This window comes from Nocardia aurantiaca (assembly GCF_009708175.1).
Lineage (GTDB): Bacteria > Actinomycetota > Actinomycetes > Mycobacteriales > Mycobacteriaceae > Nocardia > Nocardia aurantiaca.
In genome coordinates this window covers 329,337-347,378 of the sequence record NZ_WMBB01000009.1, presented here as the reverse complement: position 1 = coordinate 347,378, position 18,042 = coordinate 329,337, and the positions used below count along the sequence as shown (strand labels likewise).

The window sequence follows — 18,042 nt, the reverse complement described above, 5'->3', positions numbered from 1 at the left end:
AATCGAATCGCACTCGCAATTCGGCCTTACACGTTGACAGTCAGCGTTGACTTGTCACAAACTCGCGGGGTCCATGGATCGAGGAAGGATTCGGCGATGACCGATCACGCGCGGGCGGCGCTCGAACTGCTGCGTGACAGCGGACAGTTCAAGTGGTACGTGATTCCGCTGCTGCTGGTTGTCCTCTACGTCTATGCGACCGAGATCGAACGGCGGAACTGGAATGTCCTGTTCGCCGGACTGGCACTGTGGGGCATGGACTGGTTCAACGAGATCTGGAATTCGCTGGTCTTCCACGCCACGGGCCGCGCGCCGGTGTGGGGCGCGATCGGGCCGACGGCGTACCAGATCCTCATCGGATTGAACATCGAGATCTGCTTCATGTTCGCCATCATGGGCGTTGCCGCGGCGAAGATGCTGCCGCCCAAGCAGGTTCGCATCCTCGGCCTGCCCAACCGGCCGGTGCTCGTCGCGGTGAACTCCGCGGCCGCGGTCGGGGTGGAGGTACTGCTGAACAGGGCGGGCGTGCTGACCTGGGATTGGTCCTGGTGGCACGCGAGCTTCCCCTATCTGATCTGGCTGATCGGCTATGTGCCATTCTTCGCCGCCTGCTTCCTCGTGTACGACCTGAGGACCGTGCGGGCGAAAGTGATTGCCGTCGGCGTAATTCTGGGGATCGACGCGCTCGCGCTCGTCGTGTTCGGTTCGCTCGGGTGGTTGTGATGCCTGAACCTTCGGTGCGGCACGGCATGCTCGCCGCGGCCGCCGGACTCGTCCTCACTGTCGCGGCGCCCCAGCCGATCGCGGCGGCCGAAGCGCCCGCATGCACGCTGATCGGGACCGTCGGCACACCGGAATCGGGCGCGGACGAGACCACGGCCGGACTCGACGCCTTCCCGGCCGCCGCCACTCCCTTGCCGGACCAGGTCTTCTTCCGGACCACCGCGGAAACCTTCAACCGCCGCTGGACTTTCGCGGTGCGAGAGGGGGCCATCTTCGTGAAAGAGGCTGCTGTGCGAGGTGGTTGGCGCGCCCTGCCGTTGCCCGAGTGCATGGCGGGCCGCATCACCGGGGTCTCGGCGGACGACGACGAGCTCATGGCCGTCGACGCCGACGGCCGTTTCCTCACCATGGACCACATCCTCAGCGCGCCGAAGGACTGGAACTGGAGCAGCCGCTACGGCACCCCGCTGTGGACCGGGCCCGGCAACACCCTGCCACCCGGGACACTGGCCTGGACCTGGTCGGTGCTGTCGCCCGATGAGGATCACGTTTGGCGGGACACCGCGGGCAACGACCACTCGGTGGGCGGCGCGAAGGTATCGCATGTGTACGCGCTCACCGACGACGGCCACCGCATCCACTACGTGGACCCATGGCTGCCACAGGACCACAGCTATGAGATGTCCACGCCGGCTCAGGGCCGCTTCCGAGCGGTCGGTCTGTCCACGAGCGGTTCGACCACCCTGGTCGTGAACCGCTTCGGCGATCTCTACACGCGCCTCTACGATTTCGACATCTCCGGCGCGGACAAGGTGTTCTTCCGCTACTCCTACGAGGATCAGCGGGGACGACCCCAAGCGCCCGACACGCTCACCGAGCGCATCGACGACCATTACGCCGCGATTCAACTGCCCGCGCCGGAGTGGACACGGCAGCCCAAGATTCCCGGGCAGATCACCGATCGGGTCTCCGTCCACAAGACCGGAATCGGTTCCGACGCGCGCGAATTGCGCGTCGAGGGTGTCGAGAGCGGGCGTACCGGCTACTGGGTCAAGGAGCTCACCGCCGACCACTGGGATTTCGTGCCCACCGATCAGCCGCTCGTGGGCCATCTGCTGGAGAACACCGCCGCGGACCACTCGGTGGACGACACCGTGGGAGCCTCGCCGTACACGTATGCGGGCCGGACGTCCTCGGGCGTGACGGTGCGGGTCGACTCGTTCGATCTCGCGGTCTCCCCTACTCCGCTGCGACTGGAATTCGCGGACGGCAGTCGTCTCGACCTGATCCTGCACACCGTCGACGGCCTCCGGCAGACCGTCCAGCAATCCGGAATCACCGACCAGCCCCGCGGCTTCGACGGCACCCTCGAAATCCCCGCGGACATCCTGGCATCGCTGCCGGACCAGCCTGCCCAGGTCCGCGAATTCCTCCAAACCACCCTGGCCGCACGCCATTTCACCGATACACCGGTCCGGGTCACCGCGAACGAATTCATCCTCGACAACCTCGGTCTGACGCTGTCCCGCGCCCGCTGAGTCAGGACCGCGCCATCGTCAACGTCGCACCCTCGCCGGGGTAGACAACGAGGTTCGCGGTCGCGCCGAGCAGGACGTTGCGGAGGCGGCCGGAACCGGTGAACTCACTCGGAATCGGGCGCAGACCGGGTGCGACGGTATTCCCGGTCTGTTCGCTCGCCTCGGCGCACGGCCGCCGCGGATCAGTGGTCGGGCAGCCAGTTGCCGTGGAAGCCGTGGGGGACGCGGCGCGGCAGGTGGATGGTGGCTACGGGTCGTGCCGCGAGGTCGGTCGCGTCGAGAATGACCAGGTCGCTGCGGTCCTGCGCGGCGTCGTAGACATAGCTCATGAGATAGCCCGCGCCGCCGGGGGTTTCATCGGCAGGGGCGAAGGACGCCTCGGCGGGCAGGCGGCCGGGTCCGAGATCGTGGACCGTACTCGAGCCGGTGTGGAGGTCGTAGCGCAGCAGTGCGCCGTGCTCGCCGTCGGAGACCGACACGTGGCCGTAGCGGGAGTCCAGCCCCGCGAGCCGGTCGTCGATGCGCGGGAATTCCGCGGCCCGGTCATCCATCTGATCCTCGCGGACGGTCCCGGTGGTGAGGTCGACGGTCCAGCGCCACAGCGTCGCCCCCTCGTCGAAGCCCTGCGAGTCCTCCCGCCACAGGCTCGGATAGCGCATCACGTGCAGCACGATCCGGCCCGGTTCGTCATAGGCGTTGAGGGTGTGGAAGACGTAGCAGGGCTCGATGGGGAACCAGCGCACGGCCCCGTGCGGGTCGTCGCGGCGCAGCACACCCAGGCGGGCCTGGTAGGCGTCGTTCCATCGGAATGGCATGCCCCCTCCGGCCATGGCGGTCGGGAGGTCGAAAAGCACCGGCAGATCCATGAAGACGACATGGTTCGCGGTGAGGGCGAAGTCGTGATGCATGGTCGCGGCCGGGACGTCGATGGGCCGGCTGAGCTCGAGCGTGCCCGCCGAGTTCGCGCGATGGTAGGTCAGATACGGCTCGGCGAAGTCGTAGCCGAAGAAGTGCAGCTCCCCCGTGACCGGGCAGGTCTTGGGGTGCGCGGTCATGGCGGTGGTGAGCTTGCCGTCGAAATCGTGCGGGCCCAGAGTGTCCAGGTCACAGGTCAATTCGTACGGGAACGAGGATTCGACGAGCGCGAACGTGCGTCCGGCGTGCCGGATGACGTGCGTATTCGCCACCCCCGCGGTGAAATCCCGCCGACCCTGCGCGTTCCGGCCCGTGGCCCCGTCGGTGAAGGTGCTGGTGCGCACCCACCGATTGCGGTACGACACCGCGCGCCCGCTCTCGATACGCACGCCGTGCACCATGCCGTCCCCGAGGAACCAGTGCTTGGAGGCCATGGTGTGCGGATTGGGACCGTTCCGCAGGTACCAGCCGGTCAGCTCCTCGGGAATCGTGCCGGTGCAGGGCAATTCGTGGACGGTGATCTCGTCGGTGACGGGTGCGTAGTTGCCGGTGAGGTGCGCTGGCGCGGTCATGGTCGAAACCTGTTTCTCGAGTGGTCGATTCGCGAGGGCGGCCCATGCCCCGGCTCGGGTACATCACGACGGGAGCTGCTCGGCGACACGACATTCCAGTTCTGACACGTCCAAGATTGAGCGTCCATTCTCGACATGTCAATACTGGAATGTAAGGTGGTGGGCATGAGTCTCCGGTACGCCCTGCTAGGACTGCTGTCCGACGGTCCCGCCAGCGGCTATGACCTGCTGCGGACCTTCAAGGTGTCGCTGGCCAACGTCTGGCCCGCGACGCAGAGTCAGATCTATACCGAGCTCACCAAGCTCTCCGATGCCGGGCTCATCGCGGTCACCGATGAAGGTCCGCGCGGCCGCAAGGAATACACCATCACCGACACCGGACTGGACGACCTGCGCACCTGGCTGACCACCACGAAGCCCAAAGCGGTGACCCGCAACGAGACCCTGCTGCGGGTTTTCTTCCTCGGCGCCATCCCACCCGCGCAGGCCCGCGCCTATCTCGCCGGAATCGAGGAGCGGGCGGCCCGCGCGCATGCCGAGCTGAACGAGCTGGAGCAGGCCATCGACTGGAGCGACAGCGACCTGTCCCAGTACGGCCACCTGGCCCTGGAGTACGGCGCGCGCATCACCGCCTTGAACCGGGATTGGGCCCGGTGGGCGCTCGAACACCTACCGCCGGAAGAGAAGTGATGCGCTACAGGCCGAGGCCGTGGGCCAGTGTCGGCCAAGACGCGGGCAGCTCGTCGTCCCAGTAGCCCCAGGAGTGGGTGCCGTACGGGTGCAGCCTCACGGTGGCCGGGATCCCCAGCTCCTCGAGCCGGTCGGACATGGCGCGCGTGCACTGGTCGACGGCGGCCTCGAGAATGCCGCCCACCAGGATCTGATTCGCGAGGTTATCCCCGGCGCCGGCGAAGTGGCGATCGGTGACCTTGTCATGGGGACCGGGCATTCCATTGCCGCTGGACAGGTAGAGGTCCAGGCCGCGCAATCCTTCGGCGTGCAGGTACGGGTCGTTGGCCGCCCACATCGGGTCACCGGGCGGACCGTACATATTGCCCGCGTCGCCGCCGCCGAACCCGACCGTGATCCGAACGTAGGCCTCTCCGACCGGATCGGCGATGCGCGCGCAGCCGCTGTAGGCCGCCACCGAGCGGTACAGCCCCGGCTTCGCGATCGGCAGCTGCAACACCGAGGTACCCGACATCGACACGCCCACCAGCCCGTTCACGCCGTTCGCGCCGAGGGCGGCGTCGATGAGCGGTGGCAGTTCCTCGGTCAGGTAGGTCGTCCATTTCATGACGCCGAGCCGCGGGTCCGGTTGCCGCCAGTCCGCGTAGTAGGAGGCCGCCCCGCCGATCGGTTGCACCACATTGACATCCTTGTCGGCCAGGAAGTCGAAGGCATTGGTGCGGCGATCCCATGAGGCCGCGCCCTTGCCGCCGCTGCCGCCGCTGAGCATGTAGAGCACCGGACGCGGCACGGAGGCGTCGGCCGGGCGCTGCACGTCGACCGGAAAGTCGAGGTTCATGGCGGCGGAGTGCACGGTGAGTTCGAGGTGTCGGCCGTCGATGACGCGGGTGCCCACGATGGTCGAACCGTCCGGCGCTACCGGGGTCGTCGCCGGATCGGCGGGCACCATCACATCGGGTTCGGCGTTCGCCGCCAGATCGAAGGGCGTCGAGGACAACGCGACGAGACCCGCCACTGCCGTTACTGCCACGCTGCACATGATCGAGCGGTATCGCAAATCAGGGGTCCTCGTCCTCGTGTGCCGCCGGCGGCAAGGCCCGGGCGGACTGTTGTGCTCCGACGGCGGCAGCCGTCCACGGCCCGACAAGGTGTGCATCGGGCGCGCGGCGGCGAGTCTGACAGCCCCTTGATAACGGCAGGTTTCTTAATGCTGTCGTGCAGAGTACAGCTTGCACACCGAATGCTCTCGTGCAGAGTACAGCTTGCACACCGAAGGTTCAGACGAGCATGACCAGCTTCGCGGTGCCGGATACGACGGTCTGGTTCTGATCGACCAGCGCGGCCCGGACCTGCACCGCAGCGCCGGTTGCCAAGCGCGGCTCCCCCGCCGCCGCGATGAGCGGGATGGTCGTGGTGTGCGGGGAGCCGTCGCAGATGACGGCGGTTTGCGTGCCGGTAGCGGCCGGTCGTTCCGCGTTGGGGTCGCCGACCATGGCCTGAATGCTGGCGACGCCCGCGGACGCCTCGCAGGTGTAGTCGATATCCACGGCCGACGCCCCGGCCGCGTTCACGCTTATGGTGTTGGCGGCCTGTGCGGGCGCCGCGGCGAGCAGAGCGCTCGCGCCGAGGGCCGCGAGCACGGCGGCAGTGGTGGCGGATCGATGCCGATTCCGGATGGTGACCATGGTTCGTTCCTCCTGTGTGACGGACCTGAATCGCTGAACACACTCGGAAAGACGCACGGCCAGTATCGCAGCCGACGTCGATGGTCCGGGCCCGAACCCATCACACGGAGCACCGCACCACCCGGCGAGGCACGAATCCTGACGGGCCGCCGCGATACACAATCGCATCCTCCCCAGGGGGAGCGCCGGTGGACTCCGACATCTGTTGAGCCTCCGCACGGGGGCTGGCCGACCGGCTGCGCGCCCGCCACCGCTCGGCCGTCGAGATGGTGCGCGCCCATCTGGACCGGATCGAGCGGGTCAATCCCAAGGTGAATGCCATTGTCACGCTGGTGGGCGAGCAGGGGCTCGACGCTGCCCGTGCAGCGGACCGGGTTCGCCGCTGGCAACGAGCCCGGTCCGTTGCACGGAATTCCCGTGGCGCACAAAGACACCCACGACACGGCGGGAATTCCAACCAGTGCCGCGGGCTGAGCGGCGCTCGCTCAGCCCGCGGCGCGGTGTCACTCGCCCAGGAAGACCGGCAGGCTGGTGTGGCCGTTGGAGATGAAACTGCCGAGCGGGGTCAAATCCTTTGCGTCCGTGGCCAACCGGAGCTTCGGGAAGCGCTCGAACAGGGCGGGCAGCGCGATGGTCGCCTCGAGGCGGGCCAGCGGGGCGCCCAGGCAGTGGTGCGCGCCGTGCCCGAAGGCGACGTGCTGTTCCTTGGTGTCGCGGTGAATGTCGAACTGGTCGGTGGTCGCACCATGGATCTGCGGGTCGCGGCTGGCGCCCGCGTAGGAGGCCAGGATGGCCTCGCCCTTGGGGATGGTGAAGCCGTCGCCCTCGATGTCTTCCACCGCATAGCGCAGCGGCAGGTGCGCGACGGGGGACTGGAACCGCAGGGTCTCCTCGATCACATCGGCCCACGACGCCTCGTCGGCAAGGACGGCGGCCAGCTGCTCGGGGTGCGTGAGCAGGGCGACGATGGCCTGGTCGAGCAGGTTCACGGTGGTCTCGTGCCCGGCATTGATCACGAGCATGAGGGTTTCGACGAGTTCCTTCTCGGTCAGCTGCGAGCCGTCCTCGTCGCGCTCGGCGATCATGGCGCTGGTGATGTCGTCGCCGGGGTGCTCCCGGCGGTAGGCCACGAGTTCGCCCACCCGCTCGTACATGTCGAGGAAGTTGGCCATGGACTCCTCGGCGGTGAGCGAGCCGTCGAAGAACCCGTCGACACACTTGTGAATGGCGGCGTCGAGGTGTTCGGGCACGCCCACCAGTCCGCTGATCACGCGGATCGGAACCGGATAGGCGTAGAGCGAGCGCAGGTCGACCTGCGAGCCCGCGGGCAGCGCGGCCAGTTCATCGAGCAGTTCGGCGACGATGGCCTCGATGCGCACGCGCATGCCGGTGGTGCGGCGATGAGTGAAGGCCGGGGACACCAGCTTTCGCAGCCGTCGGTGATCGGAACCGTAGGCGGTGAACATGTTCTCCACGGCCACCCACGGCAGCAGCGGCCAAGCCTCGGTGATCTCCCCATTGATGAACGCCGACCAGTGTTGACGGGGATCCTTGGAGACACGGGGGTCGGCCAGCAGGCTTTTCAGCACGGCCTGATCGGTGACCGACCACGCCGGCACGCCGCCGGGCAACTCGACCTTCGTGACGGGGCCCTGCTCGCGAATCCGGGCGGATTCGCCTTGGATGTCGGTGCCGGTGACATCCAGCACGATCGGGCTCTGGGACATGGAGCGCTCCTTACACCGCGCGCAGCGCGGGGCTAATCGGGAATTCGACCGGCAGTGCCACCATGGCGCGGTGGAACGGGCCGGGACGCCAGGAGATTTCATGTTTCGGAACGGCCAGCGCGAGATCGGGCAGCGCGTCCAGCAGCTGGTCGATCGCGGTCTGCGCGACCAGATAGGCCACCGATCGAGCGGGGCAGGCGTGCGGGCCCGCGCTCCAGGCCAGGTGCGATCGGTTGCCGATGCGGTCGCCGCCGGCGATCTCGGGATCGTTGTTGCAGGCGGCGAAGCTGATCAGAACCGGCTGGTGGGCGGGCAGCCAGGTGGTGTCGATGAGGATGGGCTGGCGCGGATAGCTGATGGCGAAATTCGCCATCGGCGGGTCGTTGAAGAGCACCTCGTCGAGCGCGTCGCGGGTGGACAGGCTGCCGCCCAGCACATCTCCACCGAAGCGGTCGTCGGTGAGCATGAGCAGCAGGGTGTTACTGATCAGGTTCTGCATGGGCTCGATGCCCGCTCCGTAGAAGCTGACCAGCTGGTACAGCATCTCCTCGTCATCGAGCGCGGCCGGGTGGTGGGCCATGCGCGAGGTGACATCGTCGCCCGGCTCGGCACGGCGCATGGCGATGAGTTCCATGAGTGCCTCGGCGAGGGTCTGCATGCCCCACGCGGCATTGACGGTGTCGAACAGCGCGGCCATACCGGTGGCGACCCGCTGCCCGAGTTCGGCCGAGCAGCCCACCAATTGGTTGAGCACATCGAATACCAACGGCAGCGCGTACTGCGATACCAGGTCGGCGCCGCCCTCGGCGGCGAGGCCCGCGATGAGCGGGCCCGCGATCTGCTCGACGGTGGAATGCACGGCGTGCAGGTCGATCCCGTCGATACTCGCGGTGTAGGCCTGCCGGTACCGGGTGTGCGCCGCGCCCGCGTTGCGCAGCGCGTTCGGGTACCACTGCATCATCGGCCGGATCGGTGAATCCTCGGGGATCGTCTCCTGCCAGGTCCGCGGGTCGGCCGGAAAGTGCTCGGGATCATTGAGGATTCGCAGCGCGGTCCGGTAGCTCACCACCAGCGTCGCGGGCACCCCGGGCGATAGCTCGATGGGCACCATGGACCCGTGCTGCCGCCGCATCTCACGGTAGGCGTGGTGTGGATCCGCCGCGAATTCCGGTGTGCCCAACAGGATCCGGGGCTCCTCGATGCCAACCGGCGACCCTCCGCGCACCGGACACCCCCCGGTCCCCGAGAACCCGCCCCGTGCCCCTGCTGTCTCCAAGACCGAAACTCCCTACCGACGAACGACTTTCACCGAACTCACCGAGTCACCTCGATCGAGTCAACGCTTCGCACCCTAGCAGCCGTTGAACACACCCACCCTTTTTGTGAAACACGTATGGCCGCCGCTACTCCTCGACAATGGAGGTGATCAGCGTCCGGCTGCCGACGGTGCGGGTGGTGACAGTCTGGGTGAAGACGTCCTGAAGTTCGCCGGGACGCTGCTGGGCGACCTTCACCGCCCAGTGGTCGTCGTCGGCGGCCGCGATCCGGCTGACCTGCACGCAGTAGCGAGTGCCGATGGGCAGAGAGTCGATGCCGCTCTGGATCTTCGCCGAATCGGCGACGTTCGCCGCATCCCCGGCGACGAATTCCCGTGCGACGATGCCGGAGCGCAGCACGTAGTACGCGTACTCGAAGGCGAGGATGGCGTCGGGACCGCTGGCGATGCCGCCCGGATCGGTGCCGGTCACCCCGTCCGGCGTGCGCCGGGACTGGCAGCCGTCGGCCGCCAGTCCCGCGCCCGCGGAGGCGCTGATCGTGGTGGGGGTCGCGCTCGCACTGCGGCGGCTGGGCACCGCGGCGGAGGAACTGGTCGCGGCCGTACCGTGCGGACCGGAATCGGTGAGCGTCGTCAGGATTCCGACGGCGGCGGCCGCGGCTCCGGCCAGCAGCGCGACGGCGAGCAACACCAGCATCGAGCGCGAGCGCGTCCACGGACGGGACGGTGGCGTGGCCTGGTGGCGGGACGGTGAAATCGTCTTGTGACCGTGCGTTTCCCGCGGCGGCGGGGCCGGTGTCCGGGGCCGCGATGCGGCGATCGCCTCGCTCACGGCGACGGACAGCTCCGTGCAGGTGGCGAATCGGGCCCGGGGGTTCTTCGCCATCGCCTTGGCCAGCACCGGATCCAGTGCGGCGGGCAGCGCCGGATTTCCCTCCCGCACCGACGGCACCGGCGCCCGGACGTGCCGGTAGATCAGACGCGGCAGATCCGAGTCGGCAAACGGCGGTGCGCCGGTGAGCATTTCGAACAGCGTGCAGCCGAGGGAGTAGATATCGGCCCGGCGGTCGACGCGCGCCTCACCGTGGAATCGTTCCGGGGCGGTGTACTGGAAACTGGCCACCACCTCACCGTTCTCGGTGATGCCCCGGACCTCGTGCCGGGACTCGGCGATGCCGAAGTCGGTGAGCAGCGCCCATTCTCGCGGCTGCGCGGTCAGCAGGATATTGGCGGGTTTGACGTCGCGGTGCAGCACGCCCGCGTCGTGAGCGTAGTCCAGGGCTCGCGCCAGATCGGCGGTGATGGCGGCGGCGCGCTCGGGGTCCAGGGGCCCCTCGAGCAGTTCGGCGGCCAGATCCGAGCCGTCGACGTAGGCCATGGCCAGCCACAGCCGGCCCTGCTCCTCGCCGCGCGCGTAGATGGTGACGATATTCGGATGCGACAGCCGGGCAATGATGTTCGCCTCCCGCAGGAAGCGCTGACGGGTCTCGTCATCGTCGCTGGCCACACGGTTGAGCAGCTTCAATGCGACGAACCTGGGTAGGTCCCGGTCATGGGCCAGGTACACCTCGCCCATCCCGCCGGCACCCAGTAGTCGCTCGACCCGATACCCGGCGAAGACCACGCCCGGCCGGAGCTGCTCAGCCAACCAAATCCTCCCGATCCACCTGCACCGCAGAGAATACCGGGCACCCCTGGGCGAGGCCGCCTCCTGCCCCAACCCGCTCCGCGACTCGGCAACATGCGCAAACGGGGGTCAACCGAGCGCGGGGATTGGATACGCTGAAGAAGAACGGCTTCCGTGGCGCAACGGGGCGAGGTCGTCGGGGGTCGTGTCGGACCGGATGGCGGGAGCCGGGCTGTGCGGTCGCGGAATTCGGTCGGCCGGAAGGACATCCGATGATGAGGATTGTGCGGATGCTAGCGGGGGTGGTCGCGGCCATCGGGGTCGCGGTAAGTGTCGGCGGGGTGGGTGCCGCCCCGGCGCAGGCGGATTGGCTGCCACAGTGGGCGCCGTTCGGAACCACCGTGTTCACGTTCGGGGACGCCAACTTTTGCGCGGGATCGATCGCGGTGGGTGTGGAGGCGGCGCACGGTATGCCCGGGCACGTGACCGCGCACATCACGCCGCTGGGATATCTGAGCGGGCCGTGCGGGAATCACATCGTGCTGGGGTGGCTGGGGTCCGCGGGCGGCGGATCGCGGGATGTGTACGTCCATACCGGGGCGACGGCCGGTGAGACCCAGACGGTCGACCTGTGGCTCGGTATGGGCCTCGCCAAGCTCTTCGCGAACAGCTGGCCGCTCCAGGGCCCGTGGGCGGAGTGGTATCTGATCGTGCCCTAGCCCACGCCATCGCCGTGGCAACAGGCGACCGCGGTGGCGCATTCGCCGGCCGCATGGCGGATTCGGCGGCGGGACCGGTTCCTGGCGAGCGCCTCGTCAGCATCGAAATCGGCCCCCCACCATACGAAATCGCTGCCGCGGCGCTGGCCGCCATCAGGGCTCACAGCTGACATCAGGCTTCAGCTCAGCTTCAGGCTGCCTCTCTACGATCACTGGCGTGTACGCACCGAGAATCGCCGCAGCGATCCTGCTGTCCACTGCTTTCATGGCCGCCGGGTGCGGGCACCCGCAGGCTCGCGCCGCCGGCGACACCACCGTCACCCTCGAATACGGTGGCCTGCAGCGGCAATACATCATCCATTACCCCGCCAACCGGCCTCAGGGCCTACTTCCCGCCGTGCTCGCGTTCCACGGTGGCGGGGGCAATGCCCAGAACATGGCCGGTTCCTTCGGCTTCGACAAAGTGTCGGACGCGGAGGGGTTCATCGCCGTCTATCCGAACGGGTACGAGAAGTCCTGGAACGACGGCCGCGGCGATGACACCAACGCCAGCGCCGCCGATATCGACGACGTGGGTTTCGTTGGGGCCGTGATCGACCGGATCATCGCCGACGACTCCGTCGATCCCGCCCGCGTCTACGCCACCGGAATGTCCAATGGCGGCATGTTCACCGAGGACCTCGGCTGCCGCCTGTCCGGCAAGCTCGCCGCCATCGCACCGGTAGCGGGACCCCTCCCGCAGGTCGACCAATCCGCTTGCGCCCCAACTCATTCCCTGCCGGTGCTGGAGATCCACGGCACCTCGGACCCGATCGTCCCCTATGACGGCGGCGTGGTGCGCGTCACGTCCGGCCACCACGGACCGGGCTCGAGCCCGGTCCTCTCGGTCGACGCCACCCAGCAGTTGTGGCGGGAGAAGAACGCCTGCGACGCGGCCACCACGACCCAGCTCGCCCAGCGCACCGATGACGGCACCACGGTGACCCTGCAGTCCTCCGACTGCGCGAACGGGTCCAAGGTTCAGCTCTATTCGGTAGCCAATGGCGGTCACACCTGGCCGGGCGGCCCGCAATACCTGCCCCAGGCCCTGGTCGGCAAGGTCACGCACCAATTCGATGCCACCGAGGTGATCTGGCGATTCTTCGCACAGTTCCACGCCTAGCCGCCGGGTGAAATCCGGACGACCAGGGCGTACCGGTACCGTGGGCCAATGGCCGCATCACAGTTTGCCTCTCGGTAACTCTCGTATGAAACAACCAACGCGGAAGCGCCGGATGGTGCCACGAGAGGTGGGCAGGACCTAATGCCGCAACAGCAGGCCGAAACCGAGATAGACGCGAATCCGATGCTGCGGGCCGCCCTCGCGCCACCGGCCCGCACCCTGGTCGATATTCTCGCCGCCACCGCGGCGGCACACCCCGACGCACCCGCCATCGATGACGGCGAGGTGGAACTCGGGTACGCGGAACTGCTCGCGGAGATCGCGATCGAAACCGAGCGCTTGGTCGCGGCCGGGGTGCGGTCCGGTGACCGGGTCGGGGTGCGAATGCCGTCGGGGACGCGCGGGCTGTACATCACGATCCTGGCGGTACTGCACGCCGGAGCGGCGTACGTGCCGGTGGACGCCGATGACCCGGATGAACGCGCACGATTGGTGTTCGGGGAGGCCGGGGTCTCGGCCATCGTGACCGCCGACGGGATCGAGTCCACCGCAGTCGCAACCGAATCGGGTGACGGGGTTGCGGCGGCCGCGCCCACGCCCGCCGACGATGCCTGGATCATCTTCACCTCCGGCTCCACCGGAACACCGAAAGGTGTTGCGGTGACCCATCGCAATGCCGCCGCGTTCGTGGATGCGGAGGCGCGCCTGTTCCTTCGGGACGCCCCGATCGGGCCCGGGGACCGGGTGTTGGCCGGACTGTCGGTGGCCTTCGACGCCTCCTGTGAGGAGATGTGGCTGGCGTGGCGGCACGGCGCCTGCCTGGTGCCCGCGCCGCGCGCGCTGGTGCGGACCGGGGCCGATCTGGGGCCGTGGCTGGTGCGCCGGGAGATCAGCATCGTCTCGACGGTGCCGACGCTGGCCGCCACCTGGCCCGCCGAAGCTCTCGAACCGGTGCGGCTGCTCATCTTCGGCGGTGAGGCGGTGCCGCCCGAACTGGCCGAACGGCTCGCGGGCAACCAGGATTCCGAGCGTGAGGTGTGGAACACCTACGGCCCCACCGAGGCCACCGTGGTGGCCTGCGCCGCGCCGCTGGACGGCGGCTTCCCCATCCGGATCGGGCTGCCGCTGGACGGCTGGGATTTGACTGTCGTCGACGCGGCCGGAAATCCCGTGGGCGAGGGCGAGTCCGGTGAGCTCGTCATCGGCGGTGTCGGGCTGGCGCGCTATCTGGACCCGGCCAAGGATGCCGAGAAGTACGCGCCGCTGCCGTCGGTCGGCTGGGAGCGCGCCTACCGCAGTGGCGATCTGGTGCGCAATGATCGCGAGGGACTGGTCTTCCTGGGCCGCGCCGACGATCAGATCAAACTGGGTGGACGCCGGATCGAGCTCGGTGAGATCGACAGTGCGCTCCAGCACCTGCCGGGGGTGACGGGCGCGGCGGCCGCCATCCGGACCACCAAGGCGGGCAACAAGGTCCTGGTCGGCTATCTCACCGGCCCCGGTGCCGACTACGACCTGACCGCCGCGAGAACCACGCTCGCCGAACAGCTTCCGGCGCCGCTGGTGCCGCGCCTGGCCGTGGTCGGCGAGCTGCCCACCCGCACCTCCGGCAAGGTCGACCGCGACGCGCTGCCCTGGCCGCTGCCCAAGTCCGCCGCCGCCACCCCCGAGAGCGTCCTGTCCGAGACCGAGCGGTGGGTTGCGGGACTGTGGGATTCGATTCTCGGCGCGGAGGTCAACGACCCGAACGCCGACTTCTTCGATCTGGGCGGCGGCTCGCTCGCGGCGGCCCAACTGGTGGCGGCGCTGCGGGAACGGCATCCGCGCATCGCCGTCGCGGACGTCTATGACCGTCCGCGGCTGGGCGCGCTCGCCGCCCTGCTGGACAGTTTCGCGCCGACCGCCGCGGTGGAGGAGCGGCTGGTCCGGCCGGTGCCACGGTCGGCCCAGCTGTTCCAGGTCCTGGCCACGGTCCCGTTGACCACCCTGACCGGCCTGCAATGGCTGACCTGGCTGGCGATCGTCGGCAATGTGGCCGCCTGGTCTGGTTCGCTGCCGTGGCTGCCGCACCTGTCGTGGTGGTGGATGCTGGTGGCCTTTTTCCTGTTCATCTCGCCGCCCGGCCGGATGGCGCTGTGTGTGGCCGGTTCTCGGCTGCTACTGCGCGGTGTGAAGGCGGGCAGCTACCCGCGCGGCGGGCGGGTTCACCTGCGCCTCTGGATGGCCGTGCGACTGTCCGAGGCCAGCGGTGCCGAAAACCTCTCGGGCGCACCGTGGATGGTGCCGTTCGCGCGGGCACTGGGGGCGACGGTGGGCGACGGTGTCGACCTGCACACGCTGCCGCCGGTCACCGGCATGCTCGAACTCGGCGACGGATGCAGTGTGGAACCAGAGGTCGACCTGTCGGGTTACTGGATCGACGGCGACCTGGTCCACCTCGGTCCCATCGAGATCGGTCCGGGGGCGGTGGTGGGTGCGCGCTCGATTCTGCTGCCCGGCACCAAGATCGGCCGCAATGCCGAGATCGCGCCCGGATCGTCGGTCGCGGGCAAGGTGAAGGCCGAGCAGGAATGGGCGGGCTCTCCCGCGGTGAAAGTCGGCCGGGCGCGGCACCGCTGGCCCGATGAGACGCCGGCACGGGCTTCGCACTGGGTGGCGGTCTTCGGTATCACCTCCATGGCGCTGGCCTCGGTGCCGATTTTCGCGCTGGGCATGGGCGGACTGCTGATCGCCTGGTGGATTCGCGATACTCGGACGCTGACAGCCGGATTCGGGCGCGCCTTCGCCATTCTCCCGGTGGCCATGCTGCTGGTACTGGGCGTGTACGCGGTCGTCACGATCGTGGCCGTGCGGCTGCTGAGCATCGGATTGACCGAGGGCCATCACCCCGTGCGCAGCCGTCAGGGCTGGCAGGCGTGGGCCACCGAACGGCTTCTGGATTCCGCCCGCACCTTCCTGTTCCCCCTCTACGCCAGCCTGCTGACGCCGGTGTGGTTGCGCCTGCTGGGCGCGAAGGTCGGCAAGCGCGTGGAGATTTCGACGGTCCTGCTGCTGCCGAAGTTCACCGTGGTCGCCGACGGCGCGTTCCTGGCCGATGACACCATGGTCGCCAGTTACGAGTTGGGCGGCGGCTGGCTGCGCATCGGCGAGGCCAAGGTCGGCAAGCGCGCGTTTCTCGGCAACTCCGGCATGACCGCACCCGGGCGACGGGTGCCCAAGAACGGCCTGGTCGCCGTTCTGTCGGCGGCGCCGTCGAAGGCGAAGGCCGGTTCCTCATGGCTGGGCAGCCCGCCGATCCGCCTGCGCCGCGCCGCCGAATCCGGTGACACCGCACGCACCTTCGATCCGCCGTTGCGATTGCGCGTCGCCCGCGCGGTGGTGGAGACCTGCCGATTGATCCCGGTGTTCGTGACCTTCGCCATCGGGCTCGGGGTCCTGTTCGCCCTCGCGTGGCTGGCCCACACCCTCGGCCACCTGCCGGCCGCACTGCTCAGCGGTGTGGTGCTGCTGGCGGCGGGCGCGCTGGCGGGTATCGCCTCGGTGATCGCGAAATGGCTGCTGGTGGGCCGGATTCGCACCGAGGAGCATCCGCTGTGGAGTTCGTTCGTGTGGCGCAACGAGGTCGCCGACACCTTCGTCGAGCACGTCGCCGCGCCGTGGTTCGCACGCGCCGCGACCGGAACACCCGTCCTGAATGTCTGGTTGCGCGGACTCGGCGCGACCATCGGCCGCGGAGTATGGTGCGAATCCTATTGGCTTCCGGAGGCTGACCTGGTGACACTCGGTGACGGTGCGACCGTCGAGCGGGGCTGCGTGGTGCAGACCCATCTTTTCCACGACCGCATCATGGCCATGGACACCGTCACCCTGGGCCCGGGCGCCACCCTGGGGCCGCACTGTGTCGCCCTGCCCGCCAGCGTGATCGGGGCCGGCGCGACCATCGGACCGGCCTCGCTGGTCATGCGCGGCGACAGCGTGCCGCCGTCCACCCGCTGGTGGGGCAACCCGATCGCGCCCTGGCCGGAGGGAGGTCGCTGATGGTGGACCAGGTCGACGAGCCCATCGATGATTATCTGCCGCAGAACGGGAACCGCGGCTACCGGGTGTCGCGGTACGAGCTGGACCTCGTCTACAAGGTCGCCGGCAACCGGCTCGCCGGGCGGGCCCACATCACCGCGGTGACCACGGGTGCGCGAGATCGGTTCGCGCTGGACCTGTCCCAGGCGCTCGCGGTGTCCAAGGTATTCGTGAACGGGGCCAAGCCCGCCAAGTTCACCCATCAGCGCGGCAAATTGGTGATCACGCCCCGGCATCGAATCCCCGCGGGCGGGGCACTGGCGCTGAGCGTCCATTACGCGGGCCCGCCCACACCGGTGCGCGGACCGTGGGGCGAGGTCGGGTGGGAGGAACTCACCGACGGCGCGCTGGTCGCCAGTCAGCCCAATGGCGCGGCCTCGTGGTTCCCGTGTGACGATCACCCCAGTTCCAAAGCCAGCTACCGGATTTCGATCACCACCGATTCGCCGTATTACACGCAGGCCAACGGCGCCCTGGTGCGCAAGCACACCAAGGCCAGCCAGACCACCTGGGTGTACGAGCAGCCCGAGCCGATGTCGACGTACCTGGCCACCATCCAGATCGGACGGTACCGCAAACAGCGGGTCGACGCTCCGCGCGGGTCGGTGCCGATGCATGCGGTGCTGCCGCCGCGGCTGCGGGTCGCCTTCGAACACGACTTCGCGCGCCAGCCCCGGATGATGGAGGTCTTCACCGAGAAGTTCGGACCCTACCCGTTCGAGGCGTACACGGTGGTGGTCACCGACGACGATCTCGAGATTCCCATTGAGGCCCAGGGGATTTCGGTATTCGGCGCGAATCACTGCGACGGGCGGCGCGGGTCCGAGCGGCTGGTCGCGCACGAATTGGCGCACCAGTGGTTCGGCAACAGCCTCACCATCCGGCAGTGGCGCGATATCTGGCTGCACGAGGGTTTCGCCTGTTACGCCGAATGGATCTGGTCGGAGGCCTCGGGCGGGCCCAGTGCCGACCAACTGGCCCGCACCGCGCACCGGAATCTGGCGCGGCTGCCGCAGGACCTCACACTCGCCGATCCCGGACCGGCGCTGATGTTCGACGACCGGGTCTACAAGCGGGGGGCGCTCACCCTGCACACGCTGCGTCTGATCCTCGGCGACGCCGCGTTCTTCGATCTGCTGCGCACGTGGACGACGCGGCATCGGCACACCTCGATCACCACCGATGAATTCACCGATCTGGCCGGGCATTACAGCACGGGCTCGCTGCGGCCCCTCTGGGACGCCTGGCTCTACGCCCGGCCGCTGCCCGCGCTGCCGCCCCTCCCCGCATACGAGGCGGAAACGCCCACCGGGTAGACTTTCGGCGAACCC

General features: G+C 68.5%; 13 protein-coding genes. 7 read left to right on the top strand and 6 right to left on the bottom strand.

What is annotated here, in order from left to right; translation table 11 throughout:
• The first annotated feature begins 96 nt into the window (after nt 1–96).
• The gene (locus GLP40_RS21145) at nt 97–723 is read left to right on the top strand and encodes a hypothetical protein (protein WP_154789670.1); all 627 of its coding nucleotides are present in this window, start codon (nt 97–99) and stop codon (nt 721–723) included.
• Nucleotides 723–2,261, top strand: a complete 1,539-nt coding sequence (locus GLP40_RS21140; protein WP_154789669.1) for a hypothetical protein — start codon at nt 723–725, stop codon at nt 2,259–2,261. Before GLP40_RS21145 ends, GLP40_RS21140 begins: the two co-directional genes overlap by 1 nt.
• 182 nt (nt 2,262–2,443) lie before the next feature.
• Here GLP40_RS21140 and GLP40_RS21135 read toward each other — a convergent pair whose 3' ends face one another.
• On the bottom strand, nt 2,444–3,748 hold the full coding sequence (locus GLP40_RS21135; protein WP_154789668.1) for a carotenoid oxygenase family protein: 1,305 nt from the start codon (nt 3,746–3,748) through the stop codon (nt 2,444–2,446).
• A gap of 165 nt (nt 3,749–3,913) precedes the next feature.
• Between GLP40_RS21135 and GLP40_RS21130 the strand changes: the two genes are divergently transcribed.
• Entirely contained in the window at nt 3,914–4,438 is a 525-nt protein-coding gene (locus GLP40_RS21130) for a PadR family transcriptional regulator (protein WP_154789667.1), read from the top strand.
• 4 nt (nt 4,439–4,442) lie between these two features.
• On the opposite strand, the gene GLP40_RS21125 is transcribed toward GLP40_RS21130, so the two are convergent.
• The 5 genes from GLP40_RS21125 to GLP40_RS21100 form a co-directional block, all read right to left on the bottom strand.
• Nucleotides 4,443–5,477 (bottom strand): alpha/beta hydrolase, encoded by a 1,035-nt coding sequence (locus GLP40_RS21125; RefSeq protein ID WP_154789666.1) that lies wholly within the window; start codon nt 5,475–5,477, stop codon nt 4,443–4,445.
• Between the two features lie 238 nt (nt 5,478–5,715).
• Nucleotides 5,716–6,123, bottom strand: a complete 408-nt coding sequence (locus GLP40_RS21120; protein WP_154789665.1) for a hypothetical protein — start codon at nt 6,121–6,123, stop codon at nt 5,716–5,718.
• A 503-nt stretch (nt 6,124–6,626) separates the two neighbouring features.
• Complete coding sequence (locus tag GLP40_RS21110) at nt 6,627–7,850, bottom strand: cytochrome P450 family protein (protein ID WP_154789664.1); 1,224 nt, start codon at nt 7,848–7,850, stop codon at nt 6,627–6,629.
• A gap of 10 nt (nt 7,851–7,860) precedes the next feature.
• Entirely contained in the window at nt 7,861–9,030 is a 1,170-nt protein-coding gene (locus GLP40_RS21105; protein ID WP_230329756.1) for a cytochrome P450, read from the bottom strand.
• 223 nt (nt 9,031–9,253) lie between these two features.
• Entirely contained in the window at nt 9,254–10,774 is a 1,521-nt protein-coding gene (locus GLP40_RS21100) for a serine/threonine-protein kinase (protein ID WP_154789662.1), read from the bottom strand.
• Between the two features lie 269 nt (nt 10,775–11,043).
• Between GLP40_RS21100 and GLP40_RS21095 the strand changes: the two genes are divergently transcribed.
• From GLP40_RS21095 to GLP40_RS21080, 4 genes are all read left to right on the top strand, one after another.
• The gene (locus tag GLP40_RS21095) at nt 11,044–11,472 is read left to right on the top strand and encodes a hypothetical protein (RefSeq protein ID WP_154789661.1); all 429 of its coding nucleotides are present in this window, start codon (nt 11,044–11,046) and stop codon (nt 11,470–11,472) included.
• Nucleotides 11,473–11,689: 217 nt separating this feature from the next.
• Nucleotides 11,690–12,634 carry an extracellular catalytic domain type 1 short-chain-length polyhydroxyalkanoate depolymerase gene (locus GLP40_RS21090; RefSeq protein ID WP_328290470.1) on the top strand — a complete coding sequence of 315 codons (945 nt, stop codon included), beginning with the start codon at nt 11,690–11,692 and terminating at the stop codon, nt 12,632–12,634.
• Between the two features lie 141 nt (nt 12,635–12,775).
• On the top strand, nt 12,776–16,672 hold the full coding sequence (locus GLP40_RS21085; RefSeq protein WP_154789660.1) for a Pls/PosA family non-ribosomal peptide synthetase: 3,897 nt from the start codon (nt 12,776–12,778) through the stop codon (nt 16,670–16,672).
• Nucleotides 16,672–18,027, top strand: a complete 1,356-nt coding sequence (locus GLP40_RS21080) for a M1 family metallopeptidase (RefSeq protein ID WP_154789659.1) — start codon at nt 16,672–16,674, stop codon at nt 18,025–18,027. The genes GLP40_RS21085 and GLP40_RS21080 overlap by 1 nt, the downstream gene beginning before the upstream one ends.
• The last annotated feature ends 15 nt before the right edge of the window (nt 18,028–18,042 follow it).

Excerpts from the sequence above, each read along its gene's own strand:
- GLP40_RS21120 (WP_154789665.1), bottom strand. The coding sequence starts at position 6,123 with ATGGTCACCATCCGGAATCGGCATCGATCCGCCACCACTGCCGCCGTG.
- GLP40_RS21080 (WP_154789659.1), top strand. The coding sequence starts at position 16,672 with ATGGTGGACCAGGTCGACGAGCCCATCGATGATTATCTGCCGCAGAAC.
- GLP40_RS21130 (WP_154789667.1), top strand. The coding sequence starts at position 3,914 with ATGAGTCTCCGGTACGCCCTGCTAGGACTGCTGTCCGACGGTCCCGCC.
- GLP40_RS21135 (WP_154789668.1), bottom strand. The coding sequence starts at position 3,748 with ATGACCGCGCCAGCGCACCTCACCGGCAACTACGCACCCGTCACCGAC.
- GLP40_RS21095 (WP_154789661.1), top strand. The coding sequence starts at position 11,044 with ATGCTAGCGGGGGTGGTCGCGGCCATCGGGGTCGCGGTAAGTGTCGGC.
- GLP40_RS21145 (WP_154789670.1), top strand. The coding sequence starts at position 97 with ATGACCGATCACGCGCGGGCGGCGCTCGAACTGCTGCGTGACAGCGGA.
- GLP40_RS21085 (WP_154789660.1), top strand. The coding sequence starts at position 12,776 with ATGCCGCAACAGCAGGCCGAAACCGAGATAGACGCGAATCCGATGCTG.
- GLP40_RS21110 (WP_154789664.1), bottom strand. The coding sequence starts at position 7,850 with ATGTCCCAGAGCCCGATCGTGCTGGATGTCACCGGCACCGACATCCAA.
- GLP40_RS21125 (WP_154789666.1), bottom strand. The coding sequence starts at position 5,477 with ATGTGCAGCGTGGCAGTAACGGCAGTGGCGGGTCTCGTCGCGTTGTCC.
- GLP40_RS21140 (WP_154789669.1), top strand. The coding sequence starts at position 723 with ATGCCTGAACCTTCGGTGCGGCACGGCATGCTCGCCGCGGCCGCCGGA.